The sequence below is a fragment of the Citrobacter sp. S46_ASV_140 genome, assembly GCF_018919545.1.
In the GTDB taxonomy this organism is placed as follows: Bacteria; Pseudomonadota; Gammaproteobacteria; order Enterobacterales; family Enterobacteriaceae; genus Citrobacter; species Citrobacter braakii.
In genome coordinates this window covers 25,266-40,688 of record NZ_JAHLRC010000005.1, presented here as the reverse complement: position 1 = coordinate 40,688, position 15,423 = coordinate 25,266, and the positions used below count along the sequence as shown (strand labels likewise).

General features: G+C 52.2%; 14 protein-coding genes. 7 read left to right on the top strand and 7 right to left on the bottom strand.

The window, feature by feature from the left end:
- The first annotated feature begins 121 nt into the window (after positions 1 to 121).
- Positions 122 to 1,525 (top strand): class II fumarate hydratase, encoded by a 1,404-nt coding sequence (gene fumC, locus KQJ19_RS02935; RefSeq protein ID WP_016153018.1) that lies wholly within the window; start codon positions 122 to 124, stop codon positions 1,523 to 1,525.
- On the opposite strand, the gene tus is transcribed toward fumC, so the two are convergent.
- Both tus and rstB read right to left on the bottom strand, forming a co-directional pair.
- Positions 1,522 to 2,451, bottom strand: coding sequence for a DNA replication terminus site-binding protein (tus, locus tag KQJ19_RS02930; protein ID WP_019076745.1), 930 nt, complete (start codon positions 2,449 to 2,451; stop codon positions 1,522 to 1,524). The genes fumC and tus overlap by 4 nt on opposite strands.
- Before the next feature lie 73 nt (positions 2,452 to 2,524).
- Positions 2,525 to 3,826 carry a two-component system sensor histidine kinase RstB gene (rstB, locus tag KQJ19_RS02925; protein WP_046276335.1) on the bottom strand — a complete coding sequence of 434 codons (1,302 nt, stop codon included), beginning with the start codon at positions 3,824 to 3,826 and terminating at the stop codon, positions 2,525 to 2,527.
- 65 nt (positions 3,827 to 3,891) lie between these two features.
- Between rstB and KQJ19_RS02920 the strand changes: the two genes are divergently transcribed.
- Entirely contained in the window at positions 3,892 to 4,236 is a 345-nt protein-coding gene (locus KQJ19_RS02920) for a DUF1294 domain-containing protein (protein WP_072034061.1), read from the top strand.
- A gap of 22 nt (positions 4,237 to 4,258) precedes the next feature.
- Here KQJ19_RS02920 and KQJ19_RS02915 read toward each other — a convergent pair whose 3' ends face one another.
- Complete coding sequence (locus tag KQJ19_RS02915) at positions 4,259 to 5,050, bottom strand: MBL fold hydrolase (protein WP_019076747.1); 792 nt, start codon at positions 5,048 to 5,050, stop codon at positions 4,259 to 4,261.
- 192 nt (positions 5,051 to 5,242) lie between these two features.
- Between KQJ19_RS02915 and KQJ19_RS02910 the strand changes: the two genes are divergently transcribed.
- Together KQJ19_RS02910 and KQJ19_RS02905 are read left to right on the top strand one after the other, a co-directional pair.
- Positions 5,243 to 6,082 (top strand): aminoglycoside phosphotransferase family protein, encoded by an 840-nt coding sequence (locus KQJ19_RS02910; RefSeq protein ID WP_049281806.1) that lies wholly within the window; start codon positions 5,243 to 5,245, stop codon positions 6,080 to 6,082.
- Between the two features lie 120 nt (positions 6,083 to 6,202).
- A complete protein-coding gene (locus tag KQJ19_RS02905) occupies positions 6,203 to 7,231 on the top strand; it encodes a HoxN/HupN/NixA family nickel/cobalt transporter (RefSeq protein ID WP_216403321.1) in 1,029 nt (342 codons plus the stop codon).
- Positions 7,232 to 7,379: 148 nt separating this feature from the next.
- Here KQJ19_RS02905 and rstA read toward each other — a convergent pair whose 3' ends face one another.
- Positions 7,380 to 8,123 carry a two-component system response regulator RstA gene (gene rstA, locus KQJ19_RS02900; protein ID WP_181220457.1) on the bottom strand — a complete coding sequence of 248 codons (744 nt, stop codon included), beginning with the start codon at positions 8,121 to 8,123 and terminating at the stop codon, positions 7,380 to 7,382.
- A 117-nt stretch (positions 8,124 to 8,240) separates the two neighbouring features.
- Between rstA and KQJ19_RS02895 the strand changes: the two genes are divergently transcribed.
- Entirely contained in the window at positions 8,241 to 8,576 is a 336-nt protein-coding gene (locus tag KQJ19_RS02895) for a GlpM family protein (RefSeq protein WP_216403320.1), read from the top strand.
- On the opposite strand, the gene folM is transcribed toward KQJ19_RS02895, so the two are convergent.
- The 3 genes from folM to ydgH all read right to left on the bottom strand — a co-directional run bounded on the left by folM (position 8,573) and on the right by ydgH (position 11,903).
- Positions 8,573 to 9,295 (bottom strand): dihydromonapterin reductase, encoded by a 723-nt coding sequence (gene folM / locus KQJ19_RS02890; protein WP_049041460.1) that lies wholly within the window; start codon positions 9,293 to 9,295, stop codon positions 8,573 to 8,575. The genes KQJ19_RS02895 and folM overlap by 4 nt on opposite strands.
- 36 nt (positions 9,296 to 9,331) lie before the next feature.
- Complete coding sequence (locus tag KQJ19_RS02885) at positions 9,332 to 10,714, bottom strand: amino acid permease (protein WP_016153028.1); 1,383 nt, start codon at positions 10,712 to 10,714, stop codon at positions 9,332 to 9,334.
- 244 nt (positions 10,715 to 10,958) lie between these two features.
- Positions 10,959 to 11,903: a DUF1471 family protein YdgH gene (gene ydgH, locus KQJ19_RS02880; RefSeq protein WP_016156455.1), complete on the bottom strand. Its 945-nt coding sequence runs from the start codon at positions 11,901 to 11,903 to the stop codon at positions 10,959 to 10,961.
- 525 nt (positions 11,904 to 12,428) lie between these two features.
- Between ydgH and pntA the strand changes: the two genes are divergently transcribed.
- On the top strand, positions 12,429 to 13,958 hold the full coding sequence (pntA, locus tag KQJ19_RS02875; RefSeq protein ID WP_181220456.1) for a Re/Si-specific NAD(P)(+) transhydrogenase subunit alpha: 1,530 nt from the start codon (positions 12,429 to 12,431) through the stop codon (positions 13,956 to 13,958).
- Between the two features lie 10 nt (positions 13,959 to 13,968).
- Positions 13,969 to 15,357, top strand: coding sequence for a Re/Si-specific NAD(P)(+) transhydrogenase subunit beta (gene pntB / locus KQJ19_RS02870; RefSeq protein WP_016153031.1), 1,389 nt, complete (start codon positions 13,969 to 13,971; stop codon positions 15,355 to 15,357).
- Positions 15,358 to 15,423: the final 66 nt, after the last annotated feature.

Genomic DNA, 15,423 nt, shown 5'->3' with positions numbered 1-15,423 from the left:
GTTTTTTTTTACCGCACGAACCACCAAACGACAGATTAATCCTCGTTAATACTCATAAGACCAATGCAAATGGGCAATGTCGAAACATAACCTAATCAATTGTTAATGTAAGGAGCAGGTAATGGTAACGGTACGCCGCGAGAATGATTCAATGGGGGCGATTGATGTTCCAGCCGATAAACTTTGGGGCGCGCAAACCCAACGTTCGCTGGAGCATTTTCGTATCTCTACGGAGAAAATGCCGGTCTCGCTGATCCATGCGCTGGCGCTGACGAAACGCGCCGCAGCAAAGGTTAACCAGGATCTCGGGCTGCTGGCGGAGGATAAAGCCAGGGCTATTATGCAGGCCGCAGATGAGGTGTTGGCGGATAAACACCGCGATGAGTTTCCGCTGGCCATCTGGCAAACCGGGTCAGGTACGCAAAGCAATATGAACATGAACGAGGTGCTGGCAAACCGGGCCAGCGAGTTGCTGGGCGGCGTGCGGGGGATGGAACGGAAAGTTCACCCCAACGATGATGTCAATAAAAGCCAAAGCTCGAATGATGTGTTCCCGACCGCAATGCACGTTGCCGCGCTGCTGGCGCTGCGTAACTCACTGATCCCGCAGTTAAATGTGTTAACCAAAACGCTCAGTGATAAATCACACGCTTTCGCGGATATCGTCAAAATCGGTCGTACACATCTGCAAGATGCAACCCCGCTTACGCTTGGCCAGGAGATTTCCGGCTGGGTGGCAATGCTTGAACATAACCTCAGACACATTGAAAACAGCTTACCCCACGTGGCGGAACTGGCGCTGGGAGGAACCGCGGTAGGGACCGGACTGAACACGCATCCGGAATATGCCCGTCGGGTCGCGGATGAATTGCGGGACATTACCTGTGCGCCGTTCGTTACCGCACCGAATAAATTTGAAGCGCTAGCCACCTGCGATGCGCTGGTTCACGCCCACGGCGCGCTAAAAGGGTTGGCGGCATCGCTGATGAAAATCGCCAACGATGTGCGCTGGCTGGCATCCGGTCCGCGTTGCGGGATTGGCGAAATTTCGATTCCTGAAAATGAACCGGGCAGCTCCATTATGCCGGGTAAGGTCAATCCTACCCAGTGTGAAGCGCTCACCATGCTTTGCTGTCAGGTAATGGGCAACGATGTCGCCATCAACATGGGCGGAGCGTCAGGTAATTTTGAGCTCAACGTTTACCGTCCGATGGTCATCCACAATTTCCTGCAGTCGGTGCGTCTGCTGGCTGACGGTATGGAAAGCTTTAACGAGCACTGCGCGACAGGGATCGAGCCCAATCGTGAACGAATCGATCAACTGCTCAACGAGTCGCTAATGCTGGTGACCGCGCTCAATACCCATATCGGTTATGATAAAGCCGCTGAAATTGCCAAAAAGGCGCACAAAGAGGGGCTGACGTTAAAAGCCTCCGCCCTGGCGCTGGGGTATCTAACCGAAGCGGAGTTTGACAGCTGGGTACGCCCGGAACTGATGGTTGGCAGTATGCGGCCAGGCAGTTAGTCCGCAACGTACAGGTGCAGCCGGGGAATAATCAATCTCAACGGCTGCGCCTGAGGTTTAAAACGATGCTGAACATTGTCGGCATCATAATTCAGTAACTCGCCGATATCTGGTACGGTCATGCCGTTTTCATTGTTGAGCAACGCGATCAAGGGCGTCGGGCAGGCATATTGCACCTGCTTTTGTTCTCCTTTGTACCAGACGCGGGCGATGGGCTGCACTTTTACCGGCCGTTTAATCTTCAGGCGCGCCTGCTGGCCCAGGGCGGCGACATCCTGATATTCCCGTTCAAGTTTCGCCTGCCACTCTTCCCGCGTCCAGGGATGTACGCTGCGCGGCGACGTCAGGCTTTTTTCCAGTTGCTGTAGTACTTCATCGCGTTTCAGATTTTTAATAATGTGTTTGTTGGCCCAGCCAAATCGCAGGGTGGCAGGCTCTCTGACAAGGGTGAGCGTACGATAGGCATTCAGTGTAATCAGTCCCGGCAGGTGGCGATGCACCCATTCAAAACGCGCTGCCGGTGCCAGCCCTGATTCCACCGTGACAATGCGCTCGAAGGTGGTTTTTAGCTGGTTAATACGCTGTATTTGCTCTTCCAGAGCGCGCTGAGCTGCGTTATCTACCTGATAACACAGTACGCCTGGCAGGCGGACGGCCGCTTTGCTGCTACGATTCTCGGACTGTTGCTGGATAAACAGATGACGATAGTGGCGTAGCGCCAGCGTTTCAGCCTCTTTACCTAAATGCTGCTTAACATCAATGTTCTGCAGTGGGGCATGCTCTGCCTCTTTGGCCACTTCCGGTAACGAGAAGACGCGCGCAATCAGCAGCGTCTGCTGCAACAGATTGTCGTTCAGAAGCGCCAGCTCTTGCTCCATCTGGCGGAAGGTGCCGTTCAGGCGGTCGACGAGATCGTAACGGGCCATAGATTTACCATTTTAGTTACAACATACTTTTTTATAGCACAACCTCCACCATTTGACCACCGAGCCGAATGGGTCAGGCAGCTGAAATTTCAGGAATGTTATGCCAGACGGGCCAACTGAAACAAAAGCGGGCGCCGCCGAGTTCACTTTTATCACAGACGACCGTACCGCCCATAGCCAATGCGATCGAGTGAACAATGGCTAGCCCAAGCCCGCAACCACCGGTCGCCCGGTCACGGCTGGGGTCAAGGCGTACAAACGGTTCAAAAACCTGTTCGCGGGCGTCTGGAGCAATACCGGGACCGTCATCTTCCACAACCAGCGTCGCCTGATTGCCATTCAATAACAGGCTCGCTTGCACCGTAGACTGGCAATAGCGCAGGGCGTTATTCAGTAGATTATCCAGTACGCGCTCCATCAGGCGCATATCCAGCGCGCCGTAGTCGCCAATATTAAGATGGCGTAAGCGCACCGCACGCTCAGGGTTTACGCTTTGCACATCCTCCAGATGGGTTGTCAGCCAAACGGCCAGATCCGGTACGCTGAGCTTCAGTTCATTTTGCGGGCGGTCCAGCCGTGCATAGGTCAGTAATTCTTCGATTAACCCTTCCAGTTGGCCAATATCGCGATTTAGTGCCTGGGATTCCTGCGCGGTGAGGTTATCACTCATTTCCAGCCGGTAACGTAAGCGTACCAGTGGGGTACGAAGCTCATGGGCAATGCCATCGATAAGTTGTTTCTTACTGGCGATTAGCGCATTGATATTGTCTGCCATCTGGTTAAACGCGATACCCAATCGCTCAAAGCTGGAACCGCTGTCAAAATGGAGGCGTTCGCCCAGATGTCCTTCCCCAAAACGCTGTGCAGCAGCTTCCAGTCGCAGCATTTCCTGCCAGTGCGGTCGCATCCAGATAAGTACCGGAAAGGCCAGCGAGATAGCAATAAACGCCATCAACGCGATGTCCAGCAAGCGCATTTGATGGAGAAAATAGAGATAGGGAAGCGGGCCGACGGCCAGCACGTAATGGCTGCGTGGGATCCGTTGAATAAATGTGTACTGATCGTCAAGCGCCACGATATCGCCTTCGCGCAAACGTTGCATTGTTTGAACGTCCAGCGTGTACTTATTTAACGGTTCAACGCGCAGGTCAAAGGAGAGGTTCAAATCCATCTCCTTCAGCGTTTTACCCCAGTCACGTGGCGGGATCTCGCGAAGCTCGCTGCGCATCAGGTATAACGAGCTTTTCATTAAATCGTCGAGGGATTGTCTGCCTGCGCGCTCTGCGGTGAATTTATAGACCAGGCCGACCAGCAGGGTCATCACCAGAAAGCAGACAAACAGCAGGAGATAAAACTGTACAAACAGCTTCTTCATAAAAAATCACCGAATACATAATATAATGCTCACCGATACTCTCAAAATTGCTGTGATATAAAAATATGAATTTCAATCGCTGTTGTTATTTACTACTCATTTTCGCAGCGTTAGGCTGCATTTTCACCTCGCATCCCTTTGTTATATGGTTTTTGCTCGCCAACATACTGACGTTGGCAATGTACGGTGCGGATAAAATGGCAGCGCGCAGGGCCTGGCGCCGAGTGCCGGAGTCCACTTTGCTGCTGTTTGGCGTTGTTGGCGGGTGGGGTGGCGCGATAGCCGCTCAACAACTCTTTCGCCATAAAACACAAAAACAGCCATTCAAAACCTACTTTATTATCAGTGTGATAGTGAATGTGTCTGTCATCGGAGCGGCCTATCATTTCTATCCTTTTTCATCCTGGTGAACGTCAGTGACAGGCAGCCTGCTTACTTGAGACAGGAAACGTACTTTTCACCTGAGCGCTGCACGATGTCATCGGCATTTTTCGTTATGTCTTTCCCTTCAAACGCGCCATAAAGTTGCTTAAATTTCACCGTACTCAGGCGGTGGGTAATGTCGCTGACCGTTGCGGCTGGCAATGGCAACATATTGGGGTAGCTCCACATAAAGGAGACGGCATGCGCCCCAGGGGTGACCTGAACGATATCGCCGGAAAGCACCACGCCTTCATCTCGCGCCCAGTGCAGAACGCAGCCGCCAGCAAAGTGTCCGCCGAGGCGTATCACACTGACGTCGCGTGTTAGTTCCAGGGTGTCGCCATCCCAAAATTTAATCCACGGGCTGTCGCGCATTACCCACTTGCGGTCGTTGGCATGGAGATAAATGGGAGCGTTAAATTCGTCAGCCCAGTCTTGCATGGTGGTGTAGTAATGAGGATGCGAAATCGCGATGGCCTTAAGCCCGCCCAGGGACGTTATTAGCATTTTTGTGGCGTCGTCGAGCGTGGCAATGCAGTCCCATAAAATATTGCCTTCCGGAGTACGCAGAATAAACGCCCGTTGATCAATTGCAAAACCAGGAACGGTGCGGATGCTGAGGAGGGTGCTGTCATGTTGCCGCCACTTATTTGTGTGCGAAGCACAAAGTGCGGCAAAATCGACCCATTCCTGTCCGGTCGCGGGGACATACTGACGTTCGTCCTGGCAGATATCGCAATGTTCAGGAAGGGCGTCTGCAACCTCATAGGATGTTCCACAGGCTTTGCATAACGTGATCATCGTGTCTTCCTCTATTGAAAAAACACAGTCAGCATGGCACACCGATACGCAAGGGTGTGCCCTTTAGTGCTCTACACGATAAGCTAGGAATGGTGGGCGTGGGTCGTTGTGGCCCAACCAGCAGAAAGCAGGAATAATGTCTACACCGTCCCTGTCGAGGGTCATTTCCGGCGAAAAAAATGAGGATAATGTTTGGAAAATAGTCTGTTCAACACCTGGCTTAGCCGTTGGGGACTTACTCCTGATGGCCAACCGCTTGAGACGCACACATCACAGCTTTTGCCCGTGGTGACCAAAGATGGTCAGAAAGCCATACTCAAACTCACCGACGATGACAGTGAACGGAACGGCTGCGAACTAATGGTCTGGTGGAACGGGAATGGTGCTGCGAAAGTGCTTGCTCATGCAGCAGGGGCGATTCTGTTAGAACGTGCAACAGGGGCGGGGTCTTTAGCGGACATGTCCTGGTCTGGCAATGATGCGCAGGCCTGTCGCATTATTTGCCATGCAGCCAGTCGACTCCATCTCCCCCGGAATGCGTCAACGCCTGCGTTAACACCGCTACTTTATTGGTTTCGCGATCTGGCTCCTGCCGCGAAAAAGCATGGCGGCATCCTGACGCATTGTGCAGAGGTGGCAAACATATTGCTCTCCTCTCCCCAGAATGAAGTCGTATTGCACGGTGACTTACACCACGGCAATATTCTTGATTTCGGAACGAAAGGATGGCTGGCTATCGATCCTAAAGGGCTGGTGGGCGAGCGTGGCTTTGATTACGCCAATATTTTTACTAATCCCGATCTTGCCGACCCCACCAAACCTGTCGCCATTGAGCCAGAAATATTCGCACAACGGGTAAATATTGTGTCTGAAATCGCGAGGATTGAACGGCAGCGTTTGCTGATGTGGATTATTGCCTGGTGTGGGTTGTCGTCTGCCTGGTTTCTGCAAGAAGGAGACTGCGCCACGATACCCCTGCGCATCGCAGAGTTAGCGAGCGCGGAACTCGCTTTTGGGGGTAATCAATTTTGATCTACGACACTGGGTTGGTAATTATTTAGAGTTATCATTAGCCTGGTAAATGTTTTATTAATCAATCATTGAACGGCGGTGTGGTGTGTTGTCTAGCGCAAATTTGACAGGCTGGGAGCAATGAACGCATTGTTTTCATTTTTAAAAAAACGCCCGAACATTATTTTGTTGATGGTCTTACTCATCGGGGCAAACATCGTGGCGTGGCTGTGGGCTTTCACTGTGTTTAGCAACAACACATCGTTACTGGCGCTTAGTCTGATCGCATGGTGCTATGGTTTGCGCCATGCTGTTGATGCCGATCATATCGCCGCGATAGATAACGCTACGCGTAAACTCATGCAGCAGAAAAAACGCGCCCTGACGACGGGAGCCTGGTTTTCTCTGGGGCATTCCACCATTGTGGTACTGGCAAGCATTGGCATTGCGTTGACCACCAGCGTGTTTAAGCAACACATGACATGGTTTCAGAATGTCGGCGGTCTGATAGGTACCACGGTTTCTGCCGTATTTCTGTTGATTCTGGCTACCATTAATCTCGTTATATTCTGTCATGTCTGGAAGGCTTTTCGTCATCTAAAACGCACCGGTACTTACGATGGCACCACAGAGGAAATGACAGTTTCAGGCCCGCTGAACTGGCTTTTCCGCTCGGCGTTTCGGCTGGTAGGCAAAGACTGGCATATGTATTTTGTCGGCTTTTTGTTTGGCCTGGGTTTTGATACCGCTACTGAAATTTCTCTGCTCGGAATTTCTGCTTCAAGCGCGTCCAGTGGCATGTCGGTGTGGTCAATTCTCGTGTTCCCGGCGCTGTTTACCTGCGGCATGGCGCTGATCGACTGCCTCGACAGTATCCTGATGGTTGAGGCCTACGGATGGGCATTCAATAAGCCGCAGCGTAAGCTCTATTACAATATGACCATCACCGGGACCTCGGTAATTGTTGCGCTTTTTATTGGCGGGCTGGAGGCGCTGGGGCTTCTCTCTGACGCATTTTCGCTTCAGGGGGGGTTGTGGGATACCGTCAGCGAGTTGAGTGACCATATGGGGAATGTCGGGTTTGCGATTATTGGCGTCTTTATCGGCTGCTGGATTATTTCTGCAATAAATTACCGTTGGAAAAAATACGACGGGCTGACGTTTAGTTGACACAAAAGAAAGCCTTCCGTGAAAGGGAAGGCTTGGATCTTACTTGAGGACTGACTAATTCACGGTGACGATACACACCATTTTCATCACCCAAATCTGGGTGATATTAAAAGTGACGGTGTAACGTATAATGGTCGGCCCGGAGGGATTACATTTGAGACTCATCGTCCCAGGCGTGCGGTGCAAACAGATAACCTTTGTTGCGCACCGTTTTGATTCGATAGGGTTCAGTCGCGTTATCGAGCAGTTTTTTGCGTAACCGGGAAATTGCGACATCAACGCTGCGATCCATGCCGTCATAACTTACGCCGCGCAGGTTCTTCAGCAGCGCATCGCGGTCCATAATTTTCCCGGCATGGGTTGCCAGCTCCCACAGTAATTCAAAATCTGCGGTGGAGAGTGAGACTTGCTCGCCGCCGAGCAGCACGGAACGATTGGTTGGGTCGATAGTGAGTGTGCCAAAGCGCAGCGTCGTGTGCGGCGTGATGGTTGCCGCCTGAATGCCTTTAGACTGGACTGAGTGTTCATTCTGGCGCAGATGCAGACGCAGGCGAGCAAGCAGCACTGCTGGTGGCGTTGTCTTCAGAATATAGTCACAGGCACCCATTTCCAGCGCCAGAATATGGTTCATATCGCTGTCCAGCGAGGTGAGCAGGACAATAGGACCCTGCCAGCGTCCACGCAAATCGCGGCAGATAGTCATCCCATCTTTGCCCGGCAGCATGATATCTAATAACACCAGATCGGGTTGAACTTGCAGGATTTTCTCCTCGGCCAAATCACCTCGAGGCTCAACGATAACCTCAATATCATGCCGGGCCAGATAGGCTGCAATCAGCGAGCCAACTTCGGGATCATCTTCAACAAATACGATGGTGTTCATATCATTCATTTTGAATATAAAACGCCAACATACACCGCCCTGGTTTTTCCTTCCATTAATCTTTTCTAAACAAGAACGCTTCCGTTATGCTAGGGGCTGATGTTATTGATGTGTTAAGGCAGAGTGATGGGACTCGTTATAAAAGCGGCGCTCGGTGCGCTGGTGGTGGTGTTGATTGGTGTGCTGGCGAAAACAAAGAACTACTATATTGCCGGATTAATTCCGTTGTTCCCGACCTTTGCGTTGATTGCCCACTATATCGTGGCCAGTGAACGTGGGATCGAAGCGTTGCGTACAACCATTGTCTTCAGCATGTGGTCGATTATTCCCTATTTTGTCTACCTCGTTTCGCTGTGGTATTTCACCGGATTTATGCGCTTACCCGTTGCGCTCGGCGGTTCAGTGGGGTGCTGGGGCCTGAGCGCATGGTTGCTTATTTTTTGTTGGATTAAATTGCACTAACGCAGATGACGCCCGCCATCAAGGGCAAAACTACGCCCGGTGACAAAACAGCTGGTCAACAGATAGTCAATTAAATCAATGACCTCTTTTTCACCCGGCGCTGTTTTCATCAGTGATTTGTTCAATGCCTGCTGACGATACTCTGCATCGTCACCCTCGTTAAACAGGATTAGCGAGGGGGCAATCGCGTTCACTTTCACTTCTGGTGCCAGTTTGCGCGCGAACGAGCGGGTCATGTTGTCCAGCGCCGCTTTGCTGGCTGCATAAGCGATGTGCTTATCGCTGCCACGCTCCACAACATAATCCGTAAAATGGATAATATCGCTGGCCGCGTGTCCATGCCCGCGCAGCAATCCTTCCAGCGCGTGGTTGAGCAGGTAGGGGGTATTGACGTGAATCTGCATCATGGCTGACAGCACTTCGGTTAACGGCGCACCGGGCTTTTCTGCAAGCCAGGCACTGGCATTATGCACAATACCGCGCAGGCCATCCGTCTGTGCTTTGACCTCATCCGCAAAGGCCAGTACGCCCTCATCGGTGGAAAAATCAGCCTGGATACACAGCACGCCCGCATCTCGCAGGCCATCAATAGCCGGATAATGCGTGCGGTAGCTAACGATAACTGGCTGTTTTTGATTAATAAAGTGCCATGCGACGGCGAGGCCGATACGTCGACCTCCTCCGGTGATAAGAATTGGCAAAGGGGGCTTTTTACCCATCGTAATCTCCATGTGTCGCGAACGATGGGGACAATGTTACCCCATCAACATCCAGGTCGCCGGAACAGCAGCAACAAGCAGCAGGCCGATCAGCGCCATTTCCTGGCGTTTTAATACGTTTTCATGCGCGTGTGTTTTACGGGCATAAAGGAAGACCAGCAGCCCTGGCGCATACAGCACCACAGACAGCAGCAGGTGCATCGGACCTGACGCATACAATAACCATATGCCATAAATACTCGCTCCGATACCGACAGCCTTATGAATTGGACGAGTGGCAATTTTCAGCAGAAATGCGCCGACCAGTAAATAGGGCACCAGAATCATTTCTGAGGCGATGGTTAATAACGTATTGTAGTCGGAACCTGTGAGCCAGATCAGCACCAGGCAAATCTGTACGCAGATATTGGTCAGCCACAGCGACGCCGATGGCGCGCCTTGCGCGTTCTGCCGCGCAAAAATGCGTGGAAACGCTTTGTGCGTGGAGGCGAGGAACGGCACTTCCGCCGCCATAATCGTCCAGCTTAAATAAGCACCGCACACGGAGACAATCAGACCTGCGGCAATAATAATTTCACCCCATGGCCCCATCATTTTCACCATCAGACCGGCCATTGAGGGGTTGCGGATCTCCGCCAGTTCGGGACGTGCGACAACGCCCAGAGACAGCAGGGTGACAAGCAGATAAACGCCCAGCGCGGCGAGTACCGCCAGCAGCGTAGCGCGTCCGACATCGCGTTTGTTTCTGGCACGAGCTGAAACCACCACCGCGCCTTCCACACCGATGAAAACCCACAGGGTGATGAGCATGGTGTTTTTTACCTGCTCCCAGACGGGAACGCCCAACGCTACGCCGGTAAAATCGAGGGTAAAGGTGTCGAGCTTAAACAGCATAAACGCCAGCACGATAAACAGACCAAGCGGCAGTAATTTCGCCAGCGTCGCCACCAGGTTAATACTGGCTGCCGTTTGCACACCACGCAGCACCAGAAAATGGACCACCCACAACAGCACCGATGCGCCAACAATCGACTGCCAGGTATTACCGTCGCCAAACAGACGTAACTCCGGCGTGTCGGTAAAGAAGCTGAGCGCAGAGAAAACAATCACCAGATACGAAACGTTAGCGATAACAGCACACAGCCAGTATCCCCACGCGGAGCAAAAGCCAATCAGCTCACCGAAACCTTCACGTGCATAGGTAAATATGCCGCCATCCAGTTCAGGACGGATACGCGTCAGAATCAGCATGGCAAAGGCGAGCAAAAGGATACCCGCACCGGTAATCGCCCAACCAATCAGTAATGCAGCCGGGCTTGCTACCGCCGCCATATTTTGTGGCAGGCTGAAAACACCAGCGCCGAGCATTGAGCTTAAAACCAGCGCGGTGAGTGCGCTCAGACCCAATTTCTTTTCCATTTGTATCCAGTGACAAAAACGAGAGTGAGAGAATAATTATTTTGGCAAACCGCATAAAAATGGTGAAAGCCACTAAGGCGCGGGATTTTACGGAGAGAAGAGAACGCATGCAATGGGGATAGAGAGATTTGTGACTAATAGTGTGAAAAGTAGTCTTAATACTGCTGTTTTTGTTTCGCCCGAGGGGAGGATGGCGGGAAATTATCAGGTCTACAAGGCTGTAGACCTGATAAGGTATTGAGTATTACTTATACAGGTCAGCGCTGATGGTCATGTTATTACCACGTTCAGACCACTGGCGGGTGATGTGATAATACTTAGCGCCTTTCTTCGCTGCGCGTTTGGCTACCTGGTAAGAGATTTCAGTCATGTTGCCATAGTTACCGGTGAACTTGATGCTGTCGAACGGCACCATCATAGCGGCGGTTGCTTTGTTCAGTTCTTCAACTTTGGTTCCATCCGGTAGCGTGACAGTGTAACGCCCACCTTTGGTGGATTGCGTTTCGAAGAAACGACCGACTTCAGCGCTCGGAGACGCGGTAGTCGCAACGCCTGGGATCTCAACTTTCTTCGCGGCTTCGCCACCGGCTGCTAATGCGGCACGTCCGGCATCTGAATCTGCTGGGATCGCATCAGGGCTTTGTACTACGCGTTTTTTCGCATCAGCTTTATAGATGAATGCGGTAATACGCTGGTTGCCGCCCTGGTTGGCATCGACCTGGCGCACGATGTAGAAGGAGTAAGCGCCTTTCTCTTTCGCTGCTTTGGTGATGGCATCGTTCACTTCAGGCTGGCTGCGGTAGAAGCCCTGCACCGTAACGGTATCGAATGGTTCTATCAGAACGGCTTGATCTTTCGGTAATTCCATCACGCCGTTAATGACACGGTTTTTGGACGCTTCCGCTTTTTCAGCATCGGCTTTATAGATGTCGGCTACAACGCGCCAGTTACCGCCGCTGCCAAAATCTGAGGTATCAACAACATAAAAGGAGGCTGCACCGTCTTTATCTGCACGGCGTGATACGGCGGTCACCGCGTCACCGATAGCATTAAAACGACCGGTAACCACAATGCGGTCATAGGGTTTCAGGGCAGCCGCTTGCTCCGGCGTCAATTCTGTCGCTGCATTTACAGAAAAAGCAGTCGCAGAAATAAGTGCGGACGCCAGGAGAGTGTTCTTAAGCTTCATAAAAATAATCCTTCGCCTTGCGCAAACCAGGTACTGGTATTGTTATTGACTAGAAACGTCGCTGATTATTGCATTTAAATTGTGTCAGTGTCTGCGTCAATTTTCACTCATCGTGCCACGTGACGTAACAACACAGATAACATTTTGTGATATGTCGAAAATTTCGGCGTTTGGCGACCAAAACTGATAAAGCAGTTGAATTTCATAAGTTAATTTAATGTTAATCAATTGTTTTTGGCAGGCACGTAATCATGTTTTGCCGCTTCGCTTGAGCGAATTATCGGCCTTTGTGGGCTATTTTTAGGGTATTTTATCTGCCAGCGGTTCGATTCATCTCTATTTCGCGAATTTCATAATAAATACTGTTTTTTGGCGCTAGATCACAGGCGTCATTTTCAGTAGGTTATACAGAGTTTGTTACTGTTTTATTTTATTGGGGTAACACTGACCTCTTTCGAGAGTGCGCGCATGCCTCGTGCGAACATTGATAAACCATCATCACAAATACAGATGGAAGGGAACATTATGCGAATTGGCATACCAAGAGAACGGTTAACCAATGAAACCCGCGTCGCAGCTACGCCGAAGACGGTTGAGCAGCTGCTTAAGTTGGGTTTCAGCGTCGCGGTTGAAAGCGGTGCAGGTCAACTGGCAAGTTTTGACGATAAGGCGTTTGTACAAGCAGGCGCAGAAATTGTTGACGGAAATGCCGTCTGGCAGTCAGAGATCATCCTGAAGGTCAACGCGCCGGAAGAGGCGGAAATCCCGTTGCTCAACCCGGGCACGACGCTGGTGAGTTTTCTTTGGCCCGCGCAAAACCCTGAGCTGTTGCAGAAGCTGGCAGAGCGCAACGTGACGGTTATGGCGATGGACTCCGTGCCGCGTATTTCGCGCGCGCAGTCGCTGGATGCCTTAAGCTCGATGGCGAATATCGCCGGGTATCGTGCCATTGTTGAAGCCGCTCATGAATTTGGCCGCTTCTTCACCGGCCAGATCACCGCCGCGGGCAAGGTTCCACCTGCCAAGGTCATGGTGATTGGGGCGGGTGTGGCAGGTCTGGCAGCTATCGGTGCGGCAAACAGCCTGGGCGCTATCGTTCGTGCTTTTGACACTCGTCCGGAAGTGAAAGAACAAGTTCAGAGTATGGGCGCTGAGTTCCTCGAACTGGACTTTAAAGAAGAGGCCGGCAGCGGCGACGGTTACGCCAAGGTGATGTCCGAAGCGTTCATCAAAGCCGAAATGGCGCTCTTCGCCGCACAGGCGAAAGACGTTGATATTATCGTTACCACCGCGTTGATTCCGGGCAAACCGGCACCGAAACTGATCACCCGTGAAATGGTCGATTCGATGAAGGCGGGCAGCGTGATTGTCGATCTCGCCGCGCAAAACGGCGGTAACTGCGAATATACCGTGCCCAACCAGGTGACCACCACCGAGAACGGGGTGAAGGTTATCGGTTATACCGACCTGCCAGGCCGACTGCCGACGCAGTCTTCCCAGCTTTATGGCACGAACCTCGTTAACCTGCTCAAGCTGTTGTGCAAAGAGAAAGACGGCAATATCACCGTCGATTTTGACGATGTAGTCGTACGTGGCGTTACGGTGGTTCGCGAGGGTGAAATCACCTGGCCTGCGCCGCCGATCCAGGTTTCTGCTCAGCCGCAGGCTGCGCCAAAAGCCGCGCCCGCACCGAAAGAAGAGAAAAAACCGACCTCACCGTGGCGCAAATATGCGCTGATGGCGCTGGTCGTCATACTGTTTGGCTGGCTCGCTGATGTCGCGCCGAAAGAGTTCCTGGGTCACTTTACGGTGTTCGCGCTTTCCTGTGTAGTGGGTTACTACGTGGTCTGGAATGTGTCGCACGCGCTACACACTCCGCTGATGTCCGTGACAAACGCTATCTCCGGGATCATCGTTGTCGGGGCGTTATTGCAAATTGGCCAGGGTGGCTGGGTGAGTTTCCTGAGCTTTATCGCGGTGCTTATTGCCAGCATTAATATTTTCGGTGGCTTCACCGTGACTCAGCGCATGCTGAAAATGTTCCGGAAAAACTAAGGGGTAACATATGTCTGGAGGATTAGTTACAGCTGCATACATTGTTGCCGCGATCCTGTTTATTTTCAGCCTGGCGGGGCTTTCGAAACACGAAACCTCTCAACAGGGTAACAACTACGGTATCGCCGGGATGGCGATTGCGCTGATTGCCACGATTTTTGGCCCGGAGACCGGCAACGTTGCGTGGATCCTGGTGGCGATGATCATCGGCGGCGCGATTGGTATTCGTCTGGCGAAGAAAGTCGAGATGACCGAGATGCCGGAGCTGGTGGCGATTCTGCACAGCTTCGTCGGTCTGGCGGCGGTACTGGTGGGTTTCAACAGCTACCTGTATCACGACACGGGCCTGGAACCGATTCTGGTGAACATTCACCTGACAGAAGTGTTCCTTGGTATCTTCATCGGTGCGGTGACCTTTACCGGTTCCGTGGTGGCGTTTGGCAAACTGCGGGGTAAGATCTCTTCTAAACCGCTGATGCTGCCGAATCGTCACAAAATGAACCTGGCGGCACTGGTTGTTTCTTTCCTGCTGCTGGTGGTGTTTGTTCGTACCGAAAGCGTGGGTCTGCAGGTTCTGGCGCTGCTGGTGATGACCATTATTGCGTTAGCCTTTGGCTGGCATCTGGTGGCGTCCATCGGCGGTGCGGATATGCCGGTCGTCGTTTCAATGCTTAACTCCTATTCAGGATGGGCGGCGGCGGCAGCGGGCTTTATGCTCAGTAACGATCTGCTGATCGTCACCGGTGCGCTGGTCGGTTCTTCCGGTGCGATCCTGTCTTACATCATGTGTAAGGCGATGAACCGTTCGTTTATCAGCGTGATTGCCGGTGGCTTTGGTTCTGATGGTTCTTCTACGGGGTCTGATGAAGAAGTCGGTGAGCATCGTGAGATTAATGCGGAAGACACGGCAGAAATGCTGAAGAACTCGCACTCCGTGATAATCACCCCGGGCTATGGCATGGCCGTGGCACAGGCGCAATATCCGGTCGCTGAAATCACCGAGAAACTGCGCGCGCGCGGCATCAAGGTACGTTTCGGTATTCACCCGGTAGCAGGGCGCTTGCCAGGTCATATGAACGTACTGCTGGCGGAAGCCAAAGTACCCTATGACATCGTGCTGGAAATGGATGAAATCAATGATGATTTCGCCGATACCGATACCGTGCTGGTAATTGGCGCCAACGATACGGTAAACCCGGCGGCGCAGGACGATCCGCGTAGCCCAATCGCCGGTATGCCGGTGCTGGAAGTATGGAAAGCGCAGAACGTTATCGTGTTCAAACGCTCTATGAACACCGGCTATGCTGGCGTGCAGAACCCGCTGTTCTTTAAAGAAAACACCCATATGCTGTTTGGCGATGCCAAAGCCAGCGTGGATGCGATCCTGAAAGCGCTGTAATCGTCAGCGCAAACCAAGACGGCCTCTGCGGAGGTAATGCTTGTCAGTTAACGAGGATGAGTGGCA

What these genes read in the sequence shown, in the direction of transcription:
- fumC (WP_016153018.1), top strand. Translation starts at nt 122, where the DNA reads ATGGTAACGGTACGCCGCGAGAATGATTCAATGGGGGCGATTGATGTT.
- tus (WP_019076745.1), bottom strand. Translation starts at nt 2,451, where the DNA reads ATGGCCCGTTACGATCTCGTCGACCGCCTGAACGGCACCTTCCGCCAG.
- rstB (WP_046276335.1), bottom strand. Translation starts at nt 3,826, where the DNA reads ATGAAGAAGCTGTTTGTACAGTTTTATCTCCTGCTGTTTGTCTGCTTT.
- KQJ19_RS02920 (WP_072034061.1), top strand. Translation starts at nt 3,892, where the DNA reads ATGAATTTCAATCGCTGTTGTTATTTACTACTCATTTTCGCAGCGTTA.
- KQJ19_RS02915 (WP_019076747.1), bottom strand. Translation starts at nt 5,050, where the DNA reads ATGATCACGTTATGCAAAGCCTGTGGAACATCCTATGAGGTTGCAGAC.
- KQJ19_RS02905 (WP_216403321.1), top strand. Translation starts at nt 6,203, where the DNA reads ATGAACGCATTGTTTTCATTTTTAAAAAAACGCCCGAACATTATTTTG.
- rstA (WP_181220457.1), bottom strand. Translation starts at nt 8,123, where the DNA reads ATGAATGATATGAACACCATCGTATTTGTTGAAGATGATCCCGAAGTT.
- KQJ19_RS02895 (WP_216403320.1), top strand. Translation starts at nt 8,241, where the DNA reads ATGGGACTCGTTATAAAAGCGGCGCTCGGTGCGCTGGTGGTGGTGTTG.
- folM (WP_049041460.1), bottom strand. Translation starts at nt 9,295, where the DNA reads ATGGGTAAAAAGCCCCCTTTGCCAATTCTTATCACCGGAGGAGGTCGA.
- KQJ19_RS02885 (WP_016153028.1), bottom strand. Translation starts at nt 10,714, where the DNA reads ATGGAAAAGAAATTGGGTCTGAGCGCACTCACCGCGCTGGTTTTAAGC.
- ydgH (WP_016156455.1), bottom strand. Translation starts at nt 11,903, where the DNA reads ATGAAGCTTAAGAACACTCTCCTGGCGTCCGCACTTATTTCTGCGACT.
- pntA (WP_181220456.1), top strand. Translation starts at nt 12,429, where the DNA reads ATGCGAATTGGCATACCAAGAGAACGGTTAACCAATGAAACCCGCGTC.
- pntB (WP_016153031.1), top strand. Translation starts at nt 13,969, where the DNA reads ATGTCTGGAGGATTAGTTACAGCTGCATACATTGTTGCCGCGATCCTG.